Raw genomic sequence first — 17094 nt, 5'->3', positions numbered from 1 at the left:
GAACAGCGTGGCTTTTGCTTTTTGGCGCCGCAGCGAATCGATCAGTGCTGCAGAATCTTGTTCAAGAAATCCTTCGTACGCGGCTGACGATTTTCCGGGTGGCTGAAGAACTCGTCCTTCGGGCAGTCTTCAAGGATCTTGCCGCCCACGTCGATGAAGATCACGCGGCTGGCCACCTTGCGGGCAAAGGCCATTTCGTGCGTGACCACCATCATGGTCATGCCGTCCTTGGCCAGGCTCACCATCACGTCGAGTACTTCGCCGACCATTTCGGGGTCGAGAGCCGAGGTGGGTTCGTCGAACAGCATCACGATCGGGTCCATGCTGAGCGCGCGGGCAATGGCCACGCGCTGCTGCTGGCCGCCCGACAGTTGGCCCGGGAACTTGTCCTTGTGCGCCATCAGGCCCACGCGGTCGAGCATCTTCAGGCCGCGGGTCTTGGCTTCGTCGGGGCTGCGGCCGAGCACTTTGATCTGGGCGATCGTGAGGTTCTCGGTGACCGACAGGTGCGGAAACAGCTCGAAGTGCTGGAACACCATGCCGACCTTGGAGCGCAGCTTCGGCAGGTTGGTCTTGGGGTCGTGCAGCGGAATGCCGTTGACGGTGATCTCGCCCTTCTGGAAGGGCTCGAGCGCGTTCACGGTCTTGATGAGGGTGGACTTGCCCGAGCCCGAGGGCCCGCACACCACCACCACGTCGCCCTTGGAGATGCTCACCGAACAATCGTTGAGCACCTGCACCGGGCCGTACCACTTGGAGACGTTCTTGATTTCAATCATTTTCTCGGACATTTCTTTCTCTCCGGTTCAGCCACTCGACTAGCGAATGATCGCGATTTTCTTGTGAAGGCGCTTGACGAGCCAAGACAAGGCATAGCACATGATGAAGTAGACGACCGCCGCCAGCAGGTAGGCCTCGATCGGGCGACCGAAGTTCTTGCCCGCGGTCTCGAAGCCCTTGAGCATGTCGTAGGCGCCGATGGCGTAGACCAGCGAGGTGTCCTGAAACAGGATGATGGTCTGCGTGAGCAGCACCGGCAGCATGTTGCGGAAGGCCTGCGGCAGCACCACGAGCCGCATGTTCTGGCCGTAGGTCATGCCAACCGCCTGGCCCGCATGCACCTGGCCGCGCGGGATCGACTGGATGCCCGCGCGCATGATCTCGCTGAAGTAGGCCGCCTCAAACGCGATGAAGGTGATCACGGCCGAGATTTCCGAGCGGTAGTTCGAGCCGACGGAACCGAAGGCCGCGTAGAACGAGGCCGGCACCAGAAGGAAGAACCACAGGATCACCATGACCAGCGGAATGCTGCGCATGCCGTTGACGTAGATGGCGGCTGGCGCGTCGAGCCATTTCTTGCCCGACAGGCGCATGAGCGCCAGCACGGTGCCGAAGAGCACGCCGCCAATGGTGGCCACGATCGTCAGCATGATGCTGAAGTAGAAGCCCTTGACGACGAAGTTGCTGATGACGTCCCAGTTATAGAACGACAGGTCGAGATTCATCATGTCAGTGTCCCCCGCCGCCGCTGGCCGAGACGATGAAGCCTGGCACGCGCGTCTTCTTCTCGACGAAGGCCATCAGGCGATTGATCGTGAAGGCCGAGATCACGTACAGCGCCGTGACCGCCAGGTACACCTCGATACCGCGCGAAGTTTCTTCCTGCGCCTGCATGGCGAACATCGTGAGTTCGGTCACCGACACGGCAAACGCCACCGACGAGTTCTTGAAGATGTTCATCGTTTCGCTGGTGAGCGGCGGAATGATGATGCGGTAGGCCATCGGCAAGATGACGTAGCGGTAGTACTGCGGCGTGGTGAAGCCCACCGCCATGCCCGCATAGCGCTGGCCCTTGGGCAGCGCCTGGATGCCCGAGCGCACCTGCTCGGCAATACGCGCCGAGGTGAAGAAGCCCAGTGCCAGCACCACCAGGATGAAGCTCGGCACGCCCTTCATGACCGGCACCATCGCCGGGATGACGTGGTACCAGAGGAAGATCTGCACCAGCAGGGGGATGTTGCGGAACAGCTCGACCCAGGCATTGCCGAGGCGAACGAGCCACGGGCTGTTGGGCAGCGTACGGATGATGCCGATGAGCGACCCCAGCACCAGCGCGACGATGAGCGCCAGCAGGGCCACCGACACGGTCCAGCCCCATGCGGACAGCATCCACTCCCAGTAGGTCGGGTACTTCCCGCCAGGGTCTTGCAAGAAGACCTGCCAATCCCAGTTTGATCCCATCGGGGACTCTCCTTCTTTCAGATTTCCAGACTGCTAGCCAGTTTGCATGCAGAGGCCGTGCCCGCGTGCCGCATTGCGCTGCATTTGCGAAAACAAACGCCCGCCGGGGGCGGCGGGCGTTGCGCGGATGACCTTGCCGTGTTTACTTCTTGGCGGCGTACTCTTCCATTGGCTTGTCGTTCGGGTTGGCCCAGGCCGACTTCGTGGCGTCGGACAACGGCAGGTTGACCGTGACATTGGCCGGGGGGATCGGCTTCAGGAACCACTTGTCCCAGAGCTTGGCGAGATCGCCGTTCTTGATCTGTCCCTTGATGCTGTCGTCCACCACCTTCTTGAAAGCGGGGTCGTCCTTGCGGATCATGATGGCGATGGGCTCGACGCTGAGCACTTCGCCGACGATCTTGTACTCGGCAGGCGACTTGGACTTGGCGATGTTCGAGGCCAGGATGGAACCGTCCATCACAAAGGCGTCGGCGCGGCCCGACTCGAGCAGCAGGAAGCTGTCGGAGTGGTCCTTGCCATAGAGTTCCTTGAAGTCGATGCCGCCGGCGCGCTCGTTCTTGCGCAGGGTCTGGACCGAGGTGGTGCCGGTGGTGGTGGCCACGGTCTTGCCGTTGAGGTCCTTGATCGAGTTGATGCCCGAATTGGCCTTGACCGCGATGCGCACTTCCTCGACGTAGGTGGTCACTGCGAAGGAAACGTCCTTTTGCCGCGTGGCGTTGTTGGTGGTGGAACCGCACTCGAGGTCGACGGTACCGTTCTGCACCAGCGGCACGCGGTTTTGCGAGGTCACGGGCTGGTACTTGGTTTCGAGCTTGGCGAGGCCCAGGTGCTTCTGGATGTCGCGGATGATGTTGGCGCAGACGTCGTAGTGGAAACCGGTGTATTGCCCGTTACCCAGCGTGTACGACAGGCCGGAGGACTCGCGCACACCCTCGGTGATGCTGCCCGAGGCCTTGATCTTGGCCAGGGTGTCATTGGCCTGCGCAAAGGCGCTGCCTGCGGCCAGTGCCGCGATCGCCAATGCCAATACTTGCTTATTCATGTGGAAACTCCTGAGGGTGACTAAGAGATACAGATACAACGAAATTCTAGACATTCACGTCTTGGGGAATACCCGGGCCAACCCGGTGCATTCTTGGTGACGCCCGCACCGGCCACGCGCGCCGAGGCGCCGTCGTGGTGCAGGTGAACCCATAGGCATTGTCCGACTTTCACTAAGCAGCCTTTGTGCCCGAGGGCTCGGCAGCGGGTGGCACCGGCGCGGACAGGCGCACCGGCTGGGTCAGGTTTTCTGGCACGAGGAGCGCTTCCATCTCTGCGCGCGTCATGATGCCGAGCGATTCGGCCACCAGGTCGATCGGCCCGCCGGTGGCCAGCGCGGTTTTTGCGATCAGCGCCGCCTTTTCGTAGCCGATCAGCGGATTGAGGGCGGTGACCAGCGTGACCGACTCCCGCACCCGCTTCGCCAGGAACTCGCGGTTCGCCTCGATGCCGTCGACGCAGTTCTGCCGCAGCGTGGTGCAGGCATTGCCCAGGTGAAGGATGCTCTTGAACAGGCTCCATCCCATGATCGGCTCGAAGGCATTGAGCTGCAGCTGACCGGCCTCCGACGCCATCGTCACCGTGATGTCGTTGCCGATAACCTCGAAAGCCACCTGGTTCATCACTTCCGGAATGACCGGATTCACCTTGCCCGGCATGATCGACGAGCCGGCCTGGCGCGGCGGCAGGCGGATTTCGCCGAAGCCCGCCTGCGGGCCGCTGGACAAAAGGCGCAGGTCGTTGCAGGTCTTGCTCAGCTTGCACGCCACGCGCTTGAGCACGCCCGACAGCTGCACGAAGGCGCCGGTGTCCTGCGTGGCCTCGATGAGGTTGGCCGACTGCTTGAGCGGCACGCCGGTCTGCTCGGCCAGGTACTGGCAAGCCAGGTTGGCATAGCCATGCGGCGCGTTGATGCCGGTACCGATGGCGGTGGCGCCGAGGTTGATTTCCTCGATGAGCGCGCGCGCCTCGCCGAGCCGTGCCTCGTCCTCGCCGATCATGATGGCGTAGGTCAGGAACTCCTGGCCCAGCGTCATGGGCACGGCGTCTTGCAGTTGGGTGCGGCCGATCTTGAGGATGTCCTTGAACTCGAGCGCCTTGGCTTCGAAGCTCTTGCGCAGCGCGGCCATGGATTCGAGCAGCCGGCCGATGGCAAACCACAGCGCCAGCCGCACCGCCGTTGGATAGACGTCGTTGGTGCTCTGCGAGGCGTTGACGTGGTCGTTGGGGTGAAGCACGTCGTAGCGGCCTTTTTCGTGGCCGAGCTTCTCGAGCGCGAGGTTGCAGATCACCTCGTTGGCATTCATGTTGGTCGAGGTGCCCGCGCCGCCCTGAATCACGTCGACCACGAATTCGTCGAGCAGCTTGCCCTCGATGAGGTCCTCGCAGGCCAGGATGATCGCGGCCGCGCGGTCGCGGTCGATGGCGCCCAGGTCGGCGTTGGCGCGGGTGGCCGCCTTCTTCACGAAGGCCAGTGCGCGCACCAGTTCGGGCATGGCCGAGACGCGGGTGCCGGAGATGGCGAAGTTCTCGACCGCGCGCGCCGTGTGCACGCCCCAGTAGGCAAAGGCAGGAATCTGTTTCTCGCCGAGAAAGTCGTGTTCGGTCCTGAAATTCGGGCTCATACGGGGTTCCTCGGCTTAAAAAAAAGCACGCGGGTGGCGCGTGCCGGAAGTTTGCTGTGTGACAGCGGCAAAAACTGCCGCGACTGTAGTGGCGCCCAGCCGGCAAAGCCAATGCCGTTTGCGGGGGGTCCTATGCGCGGCATTTATAGATTGTGCAATGCACAAATCCGGCGGGTCAATCCACCTCAATGCGGTGGCTGGGCGCCGACAAGGTATGACCACAGGGCGTCGGCCGTGCGCTTGGGCTGCAAGCCCTCCGACGCCGCAGCGGCCTTGGAGGATCGGCCGGTGCTGGTCTTCACCGGCACCGACATGCCGGGCCGCTCGCGGTAGGCGCGGATTTCCATCGTCGCCTCCAGGCTGTCGATCTCGGGCGGCAGCGCGCTCACGAGCTTGCGCGACTTGATCTCCTTGCGCACCGCGCTCTGCGGCAGAAAGGCGATGCCATGGCCTTCGAGCGCCATGACCTTCAGCCCCTCGGCCATGTCGGTTTCATAGACCCGGTCGAGGTGAATGGCGGTGCCCGACTCCTTCAGCAGCTGGTCGACCACGCGTCCAAGGTAGGCGCCGGGCGCGTAGCCCAGGTAAGGCAGCGGCTGGCCCGGCCGGCCGGGCAGGCGGAAGCGCGGCGCCCCGTCGGCATCGGCCTTGACCCAGGGCGCCACGGTTTCCTCGCCCAGGCTGACCATCTCGTACTTGTTGGCATCGAGCTGCAGCGGCTGCGAAGGGTGGTGGTAGGCAATCAGCAGGTCGCAGCTGCCTTCCACCAGGCGCAGCACGGCGTCGTGCACGTTGAGCGCGATGAGCCGGCTCTTGATGGGGCCGAAGTGCTCGCGCAGGCTGGTCACCCAGGAGGGAAAAAAGGTGAAGGCCAGGGTGTGCGGCACCGCGATTTCGATCACGTCCTGCCCGGCTGCCGAATGGCCGCGCAGCATGGCGCGGGTGCTCTGCAGCGACTGCAGCATCTCGATGGCCTGGCTGTAGAGCGTCTGGCCCGCGGGTGTGAGGCGCGTGGGGTACGAACTGCGATCGACCAGGTCGGTGCCCGCCCAGCCCTCGAGCGCCTGGATGCGGCGCGAGAACGCCGGCTGGGTGACGTGCCTCAATTGGGCGGAGCGGCTGAAGCTGCGCGTTTCCGCCAGGCTGATGAAGTCTTCGAGCCACTTGGTTTCCATACGCGGCGATTATGTCCGTGTGAAGGCCGGCTGCGGGCCCCTGGCACATACTAAGGTTCTCGAAGACCCCTCCTCACCGGATCGCCATCGCCATGCCGCCTGCCGACATCCTCGAACTCACCGCCACCGAGCTTTCGCGCCGCATCGCGTCCCGCAGCGTGTCGTGCCGCGAACTGATGCAAGCCTCGCTGGCGCGCATCGAAGCGCTCAACCCGCGCTTCAACGCCATCGTTTCGCTGCGCGAGCCCGAAGTGCTGCTGGCCGAAGCAAGCGAGCGCGACGCCGAGCTGGCGCGCGGCGAACGGCGCGGGTGGATGCACGGGTTTCCGTTGGGCGTGAAGGACCTGAGCCACGCGGCCGGCCTGCCGACCTCCATGGGTTCGCCGCTTTCGCCGCGCTCCCCGGCGCGGGCCGACAGCCTGCACGTCGCGCGCATGCGCGAGGCCGGCGCCATCGTGATCGGCAAGACCAACACGCCCGAATTCGGCCTGGGCTCGAACACCTACAACACGGTGTTCGGCATCACCCGCAACGCCTATGCGCCCAAGCGCAGCGCCGGCGGCAGCAGCGGCGGCGCGGCCGTGGCGCTGGCCCTTGGCATGCTGCCGGTGGCCGACGGCAGCGACATGATGGGCTCGCTGCGCAACCCGGCAGCGTTCAACAACGTGATCGGCATGCGGCCCTCGCGCGGACGCGTGCCGGGAGATCCCGAGCAGGAGCTGTTCTTCCAGCAACTGGGCACCGAAGGCCCCATGGGCCGCACGGTGGAAGACGCGGCGCGGCTGCTCGCGGTGCAGGCGGGCTTCGATGCGCGCGTGCCGCTGTCGTCGCCGCAGCCGCTGCCTTCGCCCGACGCGCTGCAGCTCAACGCCGAAGTGAAGGGCCTGCGTATCGGCTGGCTCGGCAGCGTCTGGCCAGATCTGCCGCTCGCACCGGGCATCCGCGAACTGTGCGAAAGCGCGCTGGGCACCTTTCGCACGCTCGGCTGCGAGGTCGAGCCCTGCACCCTGGACGTGCAGCGCGAACACAACTGGAGCGCCTGGCTACGGCTGCGGCAATTGCTGGTGGGCGGCAAGCTCGGCGCCTATCTGAGCGACCCGAAGCTGTTTGCCCAGCTCAAGCCCGAGGCGCAATGGGAAATCGAACAGAGCCGGCATCTCGATGCGGCCTCGCTTTACCAAGCCTCGCTCTATCGATCGAACGTGTACCGCGCGTTCCTCAAGCTCTTCGAACGCTTCGATTTCGTGCTGGCGCCGACCGCCCAAGTGTTCCCGTTCGATGCCGAACTGCATTGGCCCGCCGAAGTGGCCGGCGTGCCGAGCGACACGTACCACCGGTGGATGGAGATCGTCACGCCGTTCACGCTGGCGGGATTGCCTACGCTGAACGTGCGCGCGGGTTTTGGCGAGGGCGGACTGCCGATGGGGCTGCAGCTCGCGGGGCCGATCCATGCGGATCTCGACGTGCTGCGGCTCGGGTATGCGTATGACCAGGCGTGCGGCTGGGCGTCTCATCGCCCTCCGGCCCTGGCTTGATAACTCCCCCCTTCCGGGGGAGGGTTGGGGTGGGGGCAAGCGGCGTATTCATCGAGCGCCCTGCCCGCCCCCATCCCAGCCTTCCCCCAGCGGGGGAAGGAGCAAGACCTCAGATCGGCGTCAAAACGCCGCGGCCTGCGAAGTGCCCTTCGGCATTCGCGAGGAAATGGTCCACCGACTTCTGCGTCGCTTCCGGCGACCACCCCGCCATGTGCGGCGTCAGCAGCACGTTGTCCAGCCCGATCAGCGGCTCAGGCCGCTTGGGTTCGCTCTCGTACACGTCGAGGCCCGCGCCCGCAATGCAGCTCTCTCGCAGCGCAGCGGCCAGCGCCTCGGTATCGACCACGCTGCCGCGGCCGATGCTGACCAGAAAGCCATGCGGTCCGAGCGCGTCGAGCACCTCGGCATTCACGAGGTGGCGCGTGGACGGACCGCCCGGCGCGGCCAGCACCAAAAAGTCGGCCCAGGTGGCGAGCGATTTCAGGTCGTCGAAGTAGCGGTGCGTTGCGCCTTCGCGCGGCTTGCGGTTGTGATAGCCGATCTGCATGTCGAACGCCGCGGCGCGCTTGGCGATCTTCTGGCCGATGGTGCCGAGCCCGAGGATGCCGAGCTTCTTGCCCGACACGTTCGGCGGCTGCGGAATTTCTTCGCGCCAGACACCTTCGCGGCACAGCCGGTCGAGCTGGCGAAAGCCGCGGACGATGCTGATCAAGAGGCCGAAGGCGTGGTCGGCCACGCAGTCGTCGTTGGTCCCCGCGCCATTGGCCGTGGCGATGCCGCGCGCGCGGGTCACGTCGAGCGGCACGCCCTCGTAGCCTGCGCCCATGCAGCAGATCAGCTCGAGCGCCGGCATGGCCGCGATCTCTTCGGGCGTGATGCCGATCACGCCGATGGTCAGCACCGCGCGAAATTTCTTGCCGTGCTCCGCGATGGCGGCGGCGCGGGCGGCGGGGTCGAAGGCATAGGTCATGTCGTAGACCTCGGCAATCTGGGCCTGGTGGGCGCTCGAGAGGCTGTTGAGCACCAGCAGGGGAATCTTGGTCGGCACGTCTTAACTCCTGGATCGATATAAAAGAAGAATGGTCGGTCTACATCAGCGGGGTTGCTTCGCTCTTCTGCAAAGTCCACATCTGCGCATAGCGCCCCTGCTTCGCAAGCAGCTCGGCATGCGTGCCGCGCTCGACGATCACGCCCGCTTCGAGCACCAGGATCTCGTGCGCATCGACCACCGTCGAGAGGCGGTGCGCGATCACCAGCGTGGTCTTGTCCTGCGCCGCGCTCTTGAGCTCCGATTGAATGGCACGTTCGTTGGCCGAGTCGAGCGCCGAGGTGGCCTCGTCGAAGATCACGATCGGCGGGTTCTTGAGCAACGTGCGCGCAATGGCCACGCGCTGCTTTTCTCCGCCCGACAGCTTGAGGCCGCGCTCGCCCACGCTAGTTTCATAGCCCTTGGGCGTAGCGGAGATGAAGTCGTGGATGCGCGCCGCGCGCGCGGCGTTTTCCACCTCTTCACGCGTGGCGCCAGGGCGGCCATAGGCGATGTTGTATTCGACCGTATCGTTGAACAGCACCGTGTCCTGCGGCACGATGCCGATGGCGCGCCGTACGCTCGATTGCTGCACCTCGCGGATGTCTTGCCCGCCGATGGTGATGCGGCCCTGCTGCACGTCGTAGAAGCGGTAGAGAAGGCGTGCGAGCGTGGACTTGCCGGAACCCGATGGCCCGACCACCGCCACCGTCTTGCCCGCGGGAATCTCGAAGCTCACGTGCTTGAGGATGGGCCGCGCGGACTCGTAGGCAAAGCTCACGTCTTCGAAGCGGACGGTGGAATCTACGCCGCTGCTCTCACCCTCACCCTCGCCCTCTCTCCGAGCGAGAGGGAGTAAAGACAAAGGCTGCGCGTCCGGCGCATCGCGCACCTCGCGCTCTTTTTCCATCAGCACGAACATCTTGTCCAGGTCGGTCAGGCTCTGCTTGATCTCGCGGTAGATCACACCCAAGAAGTTGAGCGGAATGTAGAGCTGGATCATGAAGGCGTTGACCATCACTAGGTCTCCGAGCGTCATGCGCCCTTCGACCACGCCCGACGTGGCGCGCCACAGCATCAGCACCAGGCTGGTCGCGATGATCAGTTGCTGGCCGATGTTGAGCATGCTCAGCGTGCGCTGGCTCTTGATGGCCGCCTTGCGGTAGCGGTCCAGGCTGGCGTCGTAGCGCTTCGCCTCGAACTCCTCGTTGTTGAAGTACTTGACGGTTTCGTAGTTCAGCAGCGAATCGACGGCTCGGCTCTGGGCCATCGAGTCGAGCTCGTTCATGGTCTTGCGAAACTGGGTGCGCCACTCGGTCACCGTGACCGTGAAGGTGATGTACAGCACCAGCGCCGCGCCCGTGATCCAGACGAACAGCGAATCGAACTTCACGCCCAAAATGGTGAGCACCAGCACCAGCTCGATGAGGGTCGGCACGATGCTGTAGAGCGACATCGAAATGAGCGAGTGCACGCCGCGCGTGCCGCGCTCGATGTCGCGCGTCATGCCGCCGGTCTGGCGCTCCAGGTGAAAGCGCAGGCTCAGCGAATGCAGGTGGCCGAACACCTCCAGCGCAATCTGCCGCGCCGTGCCCTCGGTGGCCTTGGCGAAGATCAGCTCGCGCAACTCGCCGAAGAGCGCGGTCGAGAACCGCAGCAGGCCGTAGGCCAGCAACAGCCCGATGGGCACGAGCAAGAGCGCCTGCGCCATGTCCGGCTTGGGCGTCATCGTGTCGATGAGGTTCTTGAGCAACACTGGCACGCCAACGTTGGCGACCTTGGCCCCGACCATGAAGGCGAGCGCGGCGATCACCCGCCACTTGTATTGCCACAAATAGGGAAAAAGGCGGCGCAGCGTTGCCCAGTCGGAACGGTCGCTGCGCGCCGGCGCGTGGCCGGCCACGGGGTGGGAGGGAGGAGGCAGGGCTTCGCCGCTTCGGCGCATGGAGGACAATCGTGGTTGCTTTGTTTGTCCAGATTGTGCCCATGTCCGATATTTCCAGTAGCGCCGCTGCCGCCACCCTCAAGAGCCTGCCCACCGACATGGAGCTGGTGCTCAAGGTCATTCCGATGCCGGCCGACTGCAACGCCAACGGAGACATCTTCGGCGGCTGGGTCATGGCGCAGTGCGACCTGGCCGGCTCGGTCATCCCGGCCCGCTATGCCAAGGGCCGCCAGGCCACAGTGGCGGTGAACGAATTCATCTTCAAGCAGCCGGTGCGGCTGGGCGACATTCTTTCATTCTATTCGAAGCTGGTGCGCGTGGGGCGCACCTCGGTCACGGTCACGGTCGAGGTCTTTGCCGAGCGCTTCCGGGCGCAGGGCGAGTACATCAAGGTGACGCAGGCCACTTTCACCTACGTGGCCATCGACGACAACGGCCGGCCGCGCCCCATCGAACAGGAGCCCTGAGCACGCCCGCTCAGCGATCGATTGCTACTTTTTCTGCAGCATCGATCGCGCGCTGGCCTGTCAAGGAACGCCTTCAGACCTTGGAGAAATCCGGCTTGCGCTTCTCCATGAAGGCGCCAAAAGCCTCCTTGGCAGCGGGTTCGCGCAGCATGCGGCCGAAGCTCGCGCCCTCTTCGTCCATGCGCTCGAGCACGGCGGGCATCTGGGCCTTTTTCAGCAGGCGCTTGGTTTCGACCAGCGCGCTCAGCGGCTTGGCCGCGAGCTTGCGCGCCTGACCCTGCGCAATGGCGTTGGCTTCGGTGGGCGGCACGATGCGGTTGACCAGGCCCACTTCGAGCGCGGCTTCGGCCATGAAGGGCTCGCCCAGCAGCAGCGCCTCGGCCGCGCGGTGGTAGCCCAGCATTTGCGGCACCAGCAGGCTGGAAGCGGCTTCGGGGCACAGGCCCAGGTTCACGAAAGGCATGGAGAACGCGGCGTTGTCGCCCGCGTAGACCAGGTCGCAATGGAACAGCATCGTGGTGCCAATGCCCACGGCCGGGCCGCAGACTGCGGCGACGATAGGCTTGGGAAAAGTGGCGATGCCGCGCAGGAAGCGAAACACCGGCGAATCCTGGCTGGCGGGCGGCGCATTGAGAAAGTCGCCGATGTCGTTACCGGCGCTGAAAATCGTCGGGTCACCCTGGATCAGCACGCAGCGAACGGCCGCATCGCCCTCGGCCGCAGCCAGTGCATCGGCCAGTTCGCCGTACATCTTGCTGGTGATCGAGTTCTTCTTGTCGACGCGGTTGAAGGTCAGGGTCATTACACCGGCTTCGGTGTGGGCGAGGATGTCGGTCATGGAAATGGTCCTTGAATAAAACGGGGTGATGGCGACGCGTTCAGGTGCCGAGGGCTTCGCGCACGAAATCCAGCCGGTCCTGGCCCCAGAACATCTGGTCGCCGACGAACATGGTGGGCGCGCCGAACACGCCGCGCTCCACGGCCTCTTGCGTGACGGCTTTCAGGCGGTCTTTCACTTCCTGCGAGCCGGCCAGAGCGAGCAGCGCAGTGGGGTCGAAGCCCGCATTTTGAAGCACCGCACCGACGGTAGCGGGGTCGTTCATATTCTTGGGCTCGACCCACATCGCATGAAAGATGGCGTCGACGTAGGCGCCGAAGCGTGCAGGCTCCTTCATCTGAACGCCGGTGGCGCCGCGCATCAGCAGCAGCGTGTTGATGGGGAAGAACGGGTTGTGCACGAAGGGCACACCGTAGCGCCTGGCGAAGCGCTGCAGGTCGATCGTCATGTACGGCGCCTTGGGCACCACCTCGGCCGGCGAACGGTTGCCGGTGGCCTGGAACACGCCGCCGAGCAGCATGGGCTTCCAGACCAGTTCGGCGCCGGTGTCGGCGCAGACGTGCGGCAGCTGCGTCGCGGCCAGGTAGGCGGCGGGGCTGCCGAAGTCGAAATAGAAGTCGACGGATTTGGTCATGGGTGTGTCCTTAGCGGTTCTTTTGTTCTGCGCGCTGCTGGTGCACCGCTGATCACCAACCGCTCTGAATAACGCACCCGCTGGCGGGGTGCCTTGCGCAGCGAAATAAAGGAGGAGGCCGCAGGCCGGGGGACATTCGCGGAGAAAGGTACCCCGTCGGCGGGTGCGCGCCCTGAACAGCTAAAACAGCGAACAAGCATCTCAGAACTTCTCCGACCAAGGCCGCAGATCAAGCTCGTGCGTCCATGCATCGCGAGGCTGCGAATGCAGCATCCAGTAACTGTCGGCGATGTGCTCGGGATTGAGGATTCCGTCGCTCTCCTTCAGCGCATAACGCTCGGGAAAATTGGTGCGGATGAACTCGGTGTCGATGGCGCCATCAACCACTACGTGTGCCACGTGAATGCCCTGCGGACCCAGCTCGCGGGCCATCGACTGCGCCAATGCGCGCAGTGCCATCTTCGCGCCCGAGAAGGCGCCGAAGTTGGCCGCGCCGCGCAGCGATGCCGTCGCGCCGGTGAAAATGATCGTGCCGCGATGCCCGCCTTTCGGGAGTTCGCGCGCCACCATGCGCTTCGCCACCTCGCGCCCGTTGAGAAAGCCCGAGAAGCAGGCCATCTCCCACACCTTGAAGTACTTGCGCGCCGTCTCCGTCAGGATGCTCTCGGGCACATTGGCACCAATGTTGAACACCATCACCTCGATCGGCCCGATAGTCGATTCGATCTGCTCGACCAGCGCGACCACGTCTTCTTCCTTGCGGGCATCGCAGGCAAAAGCATGGGCGCGGCCGCCGTCGGCCTCGATCTGCGCGACCAGCGGCTGCAGCTTGTCCAGGCTGCGGCGCGTGACGCAGGCGGCGAACCCTTCGCGCGCGAAGCGGCGTGCAATGGCCCCGCCGGTGGCGTCGCCGGCGCCGACGATGAGTGCGGTCTTTTGCATGGGATGCTCCCGCTATTCCTTGTAGTAGACGATCTGGTTGGACGTCGCGAGCAATACGCCCTTCTCGCTCCACAGGTGCGCCGCCTGGTCGAAGAACCCGTTGAAGAACTGCTGCCCAACCGCCCGGCCCAGCAGATAGCCCGTGCCGGCCTCGGCCAGCTGCGCAGGTCCGGCATGAAAGTAGGTGGTTATCGAGACCGTACCCGCCGGCACACGCGTTGCGCGGCGCAGCCAGACGCGCGGATAGAACACGTCGCTCATCGCGGCCAGCGAGCAGAAGTCGAGCGGCCGCTGTTGCGCCTCGCGCAGCCACATCCGGGATTCGCTGTGATGCAGGCTGTCATCCCATTTGGCAGGAATGCCGCCGCTGAATGGGCGCATCTCGTACCGGTCCAGCCAGGCCACGCCCGAGGGGCCGATGCTGAGGCGCTCGACTGACTCGGGGTTGGGCGCCTCGGGCATTGGCATGTCGCTTGCGCTCCACGTCTCGCGCCGTGCGGCGGTGACCACGGTGGCGGTGGTCGTCATGTTCGGCACACCCCCCGTTCCCGCCTGTGTGATCTGCACGGTCCAGTGCTGGGTCGAACGGTTGGTGCGCACGGCGGTGGCCTGCACGTCGAAAGCGCCAGCCTCCAGCGCGGCCGCGAAATTGACGGTCAGTGCAATGGGCGTGCCCAGCAGGTCCGGATGCCGCAGCACCGACTGCAGCGCAATGGCCGCGGTGGTGCCACCGAAGGGCCCGACCATGTTCCAGTAGTCGGGGCTCGTGGCGCCGGTGAAATGGCCGACACGGATGTCGCTGTGCTCAAGCGCGATGGCTTTGTCGAAGGGGTGCGTGCTCATGGTTGCAGTGTGCCTCCGGTGGATGGCGTCACGCAGTCGTGTGCGGGACGCTGGCTTGCTGCACCGCGGTAAGTGCCGTCAGCCGGTGCAGCTTGTCGAGCGTGCTCGGCCAGAGGTTCTGGCTGAATTGCTCGCGGAAAAAGCCGAAGTGGCCGATGCGCCGGGCCTGCACGTCGGCCGGCGCAATGCGCTGGACCGCGCTCGGCGCGCCGGCGTAGAAACTCACGAGGCTCTCGGTGCCCGCGAGCGTCATCAGTTCGTCGTCCGTGATCGACAGCGCAAGTACCGGAAAACGCACGCGCCCGTAGCTCTGCAACGCGCGGTCGCCTTCGGCACCGACGCTGTAGCGCGGATGGAGGCACCAGCGGCGCCACTGCAGGATCACGCCCCGCGGCAGGTCGCCGACCTTCTTGAGCTTGCGGCCCGGGAAGTAGCCGCACAGCCGCGTGACCAGCGGCACCAGAACGAACCAGAAATAGAGAATGCTGCGCTTGAGCTTGGGCGCGTTCTCGCGCCAATAGCCGCTTCCCGCGGCGATGCTGACGAGACCATCGACCTGCTCCGGCCGCTTGAGGAAACCCGGCAGCTGCGCGCCGAGGCTGTGGCCGAGAAGGTAAAGCGGCTGCCCGGGCAGCGCGGCCTTGGCAGTGTCGATGACCGCCTCGTAGTCGCGCGCCCAGTCGAACAGGTCGGCCTCGAAGCCGCGCAGCGAGGCGCCGTTGCGCGAATCGCCGCTGCCGCGGTAATCGAAGGTCCACACGCGCAGGCCCTGGCCGGCGAGCCACTGCGCGAAGGGTTCGTAAAACGACTGGCGCACGCCCATCGCACCACCGATGACGATGCTGGCACGAGGTTCACCGGCCGGATCGTAGCGGCGCACAGCCACCTGCACGCCGTTGTCGACCGGAAGTTGTTGCAACTGCACGTGAGCGTCTCCTTCGTTCTTTGAAATCACCGACCACAACCTTCCCGGCGTAGCGAGCGGGATGAGATGCAAGGCGCGGGTGGCGGGAAACCGGAGCGACCTTCAGGGTCGTGAGGATTTCCCGACGGCCCCCGCAACGCCGCAGATCGCCCGCGCAGTAGCCGTCACACGCGTTCGAAGATGCCGGCTGCGCCCTGCCCCATTCCTACGCACATGGTGACCATGCCGTACTTCAGGTTTTCGCGGCGCAGCGCGTGCACCACGGTCGCCGCGCGAATGGCGCCGGTCGCGCCGAGCGGATGGCCCAGAGCGATTGCGCCGCCCATCGGGTTCACCTTCGACGGATCGAGCCCCAGCGTGTTGATGACTGCGAGCGACTGCGCGGCAAAGGCTTCGTTGAGCTCGAACCAGTCAATGTCCTCGTGCTTGAGCCCCGCGTAGCGCAGCGCGGCAGGAATCGCCTCGATCGGACCGATGCCCATGATGTGCGGCGGCACGCCCTTGCTCGCAAAGCTCACGAAGCGCGCGAGCGGCGTCAGGCCGTACTGCTTGACCGCCTTCTCGCTCGCGAGGATGAGCGCGCCCGCGCCGTCGGAGGTCTGCGAGCTGTTGCCGGCCGTGACGGTGCCGCGCGCGGCGAACACCGTGCGCAGCTTGGCCAGGCCTTCGAGGCTGGTGTCGGGGCGTGCGCCTTCGTCGAGACTCACCGTGCGCGTCTTCGCGATCGACTCGCCGGTCTCCAGGTTCGGCGTGCGGTCGGTCACTTCGATGGGCGTGATCTCGTCTGTGAACTTGCCGGCCTTCTGCGCAGCCAGCGCCTTCTGGTGCGAGGCGAGAGCGAACTCGTCCTGCGCCTCGCGGCTCACCTTCCACTGCTGCGCGACCTTCTCGGCCGTGAGGCCCATGCCGTAGGCAATGCCGACGTCGCCTTCGCGCTCGAAGATGGATGGCGACAGGGAAGGCGAGTTGCCCATCATCGGCACCATGCTCATGCTTTCGACACCGGCGGCGATCATCACGTCGGCCTCGCCCACACGGATGCGGTCCGCGGCCATCTGCACTGCAGAGAGGCCTGAAGCGCAGAAGCGGTTCACGGTGATGCCGCCGATGCTGGTGGGAAGACCCGCCAGCACCGCGCCGATGCGCGCGACGTTCAGGCCCTGCTGCGATTCGGGAATCGCACAGCCGCAGATGATGTCTTCGATGGCCTTCGGGTCAAGACCCGGCACGGCGGCGAGCGCGGCCTTGAGCGTGGTGGCGAGCAGGTCGTCGGGACGGTAGTTGCGGAAGTAGCCGCGGTGGGATTTGCCGATGGGCGTGCGGGTGGCGGAGACGATGTAGGCGTCTTGGATTTGTTTCATGGCTCTTCAATCCTTGTATCTTGTCTTGCTCATTCGTCCGATGCGACGACGGTGAGCGGCTGTTGTCTTGCTCCCTCTCCCGCTTGCGGGAGAGGGCTGGGGTGAGGGCTGCCTTCCAGCAGCACTTGCAGGATCCGTTCACGCACGGCATCCGTCTGCGCCAGCACTTCGTTGTTCCAGAACCGAAGCACACGAAAACCCTGCGCTTCCATGAAGCGTGTCCGGCTCTCGTCATACGCTGCAGCTTCCACATGCTGCCCGCCGTCCAGTTCAACGATCAACTTCGCTTCCAGGCATGCAAAGTCTGCGAAGTACGGACCGATCGCGCGTTGGCGGCGAAACTTGAAATTGGCGAGGCGTCGGTCGCGCAGCTGGTACCAGAGCAGGGACTCGGCGTCCGTCGGGGTCGTGCGAAGGCTGCGTGCCCTCACCCTAGCCCTCTCCCGCTCGCGGGAGAGGGGACCAGAGGCGCCGAGGTCTTCGCTCATGGTC

17 protein-coding genes are annotated in these 17094 nt (G+C 65.0%); 2 read left to right on the top strand and 15 right to left on the bottom strand.

The genetic code is table 11. The features are described from left to right. Window positions 1–41: 41 nt before the first annotated feature. The 6 genes from ASC78_RS12645 to ASC78_RS12620 form a co-directional block, all read right to left on the bottom strand. Window positions 42–779: an amino acid ABC transporter ATP-binding protein gene (locus ASC78_RS12645; protein ID WP_018903696.1), complete on the bottom strand. Its 738-nt coding sequence runs from the start codon at window positions 777–779 to the stop codon at window positions 42–44. Window positions 780–818: 39 nt separating this feature from the next. Further along, window positions 819–1508, bottom strand: coding sequence for an amino acid ABC transporter permease (locus ASC78_RS12640; protein ID WP_055801487.1), 690 nt, complete (start codon window positions 1506–1508; stop codon window positions 819–821). Between the two features lies 1 nt (window position 1509). After that, window positions 1510–2241 carry an amino acid ABC transporter permease gene (locus tag ASC78_RS12635; protein WP_055801485.1) on the bottom strand — a complete coding sequence of 244 codons (732 nt, stop codon included), beginning with the start codon at window positions 2239–2241 and terminating at the stop codon, window positions 1510–1512. 142 nt (window positions 2242–2383) lie between these two features. Further along, entirely contained in the window at window positions 2384–3286 is a 903-nt protein-coding gene (locus ASC78_RS12630; RefSeq protein ID WP_055801482.1) for an amino acid ABC transporter substrate-binding protein, read from the bottom strand. A 172-nt stretch (window positions 3287–3458) separates the two neighbouring features. Then, the gene (locus tag ASC78_RS12625) at window positions 3459–4910 is read right to left on the bottom strand and encodes an aspartate ammonia-lyase (protein WP_055801480.1); all 1452 of its coding nucleotides are present in this window, start codon (window positions 4908–4910) and stop codon (window positions 3459–3461) included. Between the two features lie 185 nt (window positions 4911–5095). After that, on the bottom strand, window positions 5096–6085 hold the full coding sequence (locus tag ASC78_RS12620; protein WP_055801477.1) for a LysR substrate-binding domain-containing protein: 990 nt from the start codon (window positions 6083–6085) through the stop codon (window positions 5096–5098). 92 nt (window positions 6086–6177) lie between these two features. On the opposite strand from ASC78_RS12620, the gene ASC78_RS12615 reads away from it, so the two are divergent. Then, complete coding sequence (locus tag ASC78_RS12615) at window positions 6178–7620, top strand: amidase (protein WP_055801474.1); 1443 nt, start codon at window positions 6178–6180, stop codon at window positions 7618–7620. Between the two features lie 109 nt (window positions 7621–7729). On the opposite strand, the gene ASC78_RS12610 is transcribed toward ASC78_RS12615, so the two are convergent. Further along, on the bottom strand, window positions 7730–8668 hold the full coding sequence (locus tag ASC78_RS12610; RefSeq protein WP_055801471.1) for a 2-hydroxyacid dehydrogenase: 939 nt from the start codon (window positions 8666–8668) through the stop codon (window positions 7730–7732). A 40-nt stretch (window positions 8669–8708) separates the two neighbouring features. Beyond that, window positions 8709–10592: an ABCB family ABC transporter ATP-binding protein/permease gene (locus tag ASC78_RS12605; RefSeq protein WP_055801470.1), complete on the bottom strand. Its 1884-nt coding sequence runs from the start codon at window positions 10590–10592 to the stop codon at window positions 8709–8711. A gap of 41 nt (window positions 10593–10633) precedes the next feature. Here ASC78_RS12605 and ASC78_RS12600 point away from each other — a divergent pair, with 41 nt between their 5' ends. Next, window positions 10634–11059: an acyl-CoA thioesterase gene (locus ASC78_RS12600; RefSeq protein WP_055801467.1), complete on the top strand. Its 426-nt coding sequence runs from the start codon at window positions 10634–10636 to the stop codon at window positions 11057–11059. Between the two features lie 73 nt (window positions 11060–11132). Here ASC78_RS12600 and ASC78_RS12595 read toward each other — a convergent pair whose 3' ends face one another. The 7 genes from ASC78_RS12595 to ASC78_RS12565 form a co-directional block, all read right to left on the bottom strand. Beyond that, on the bottom strand, window positions 11133–11897 hold the full coding sequence (locus tag ASC78_RS12595; RefSeq protein WP_055801462.1) for an enoyl-CoA hydratase: 765 nt from the start codon (window positions 11895–11897) through the stop codon (window positions 11133–11135). A 40-nt stretch (window positions 11898–11937) separates the two neighbouring features. Beyond that, the gene (locus tag ASC78_RS12590) at window positions 11938–12531 is read right to left on the bottom strand and encodes a 2-hydroxychromene-2-carboxylate isomerase (protein WP_055801459.1); all 594 of its coding nucleotides are present in this window, start codon (window positions 12529–12531) and stop codon (window positions 11938–11940) included. A gap of 201 nt (window positions 12532–12732) precedes the next feature. Beyond that, window positions 12733–13473, bottom strand: a complete 741-nt coding sequence (locus tag ASC78_RS12585) for an SDR family oxidoreductase (RefSeq protein WP_055801457.1) — start codon at window positions 13471–13473, stop codon at window positions 12733–12735. 12 nt (window positions 13474–13485) lie between these two features. Then, complete coding sequence (locus ASC78_RS12580) at window positions 13486–14316, bottom strand: acyl-CoA thioesterase (RefSeq protein WP_055801454.1); 831 nt, start codon at window positions 14314–14316, stop codon at window positions 13486–13488. 28 nt (window positions 14317–14344) lie between these two features. Then, window positions 14345–15241 carry an alpha/beta hydrolase family protein gene (locus tag ASC78_RS12575; protein WP_055801451.1) on the bottom strand — a complete coding sequence of 299 codons (897 nt, stop codon included), beginning with the start codon at window positions 15239–15241 and terminating at the stop codon, window positions 14345–14347. 164 nt (window positions 15242–15405) lie between these two features. Further along, a complete protein-coding gene (locus tag ASC78_RS12570; RefSeq protein ID WP_055801448.1) occupies window positions 15406–16602 on the bottom strand; it encodes an acetyl-CoA C-acyltransferase in 1197 nt (398 codons plus the stop codon). 29 nt (window positions 16603–16631) lie between these two features. Next, window positions 16632–17090, bottom strand: coding sequence for an endonuclease domain-containing protein (locus ASC78_RS12565; RefSeq protein WP_055801445.1), 459 nt, complete (start codon window positions 17088–17090; stop codon window positions 16632–16634). Between the last annotated feature and the right edge of the window lie 4 nt (window positions 17091–17094).

Origin of the sequence: Variovorax sp. Root318D1 (genome assembly GCF_001424835.1) — a bacterium.
In the GTDB taxonomy this organism is placed as follows: Bacteria; Pseudomonadota; Gammaproteobacteria; order Burkholderiales; family Burkholderiaceae_C; genus Variovorax.
This window is presented reverse-complemented; position numbering and strand designations above follow the sequence as displayed.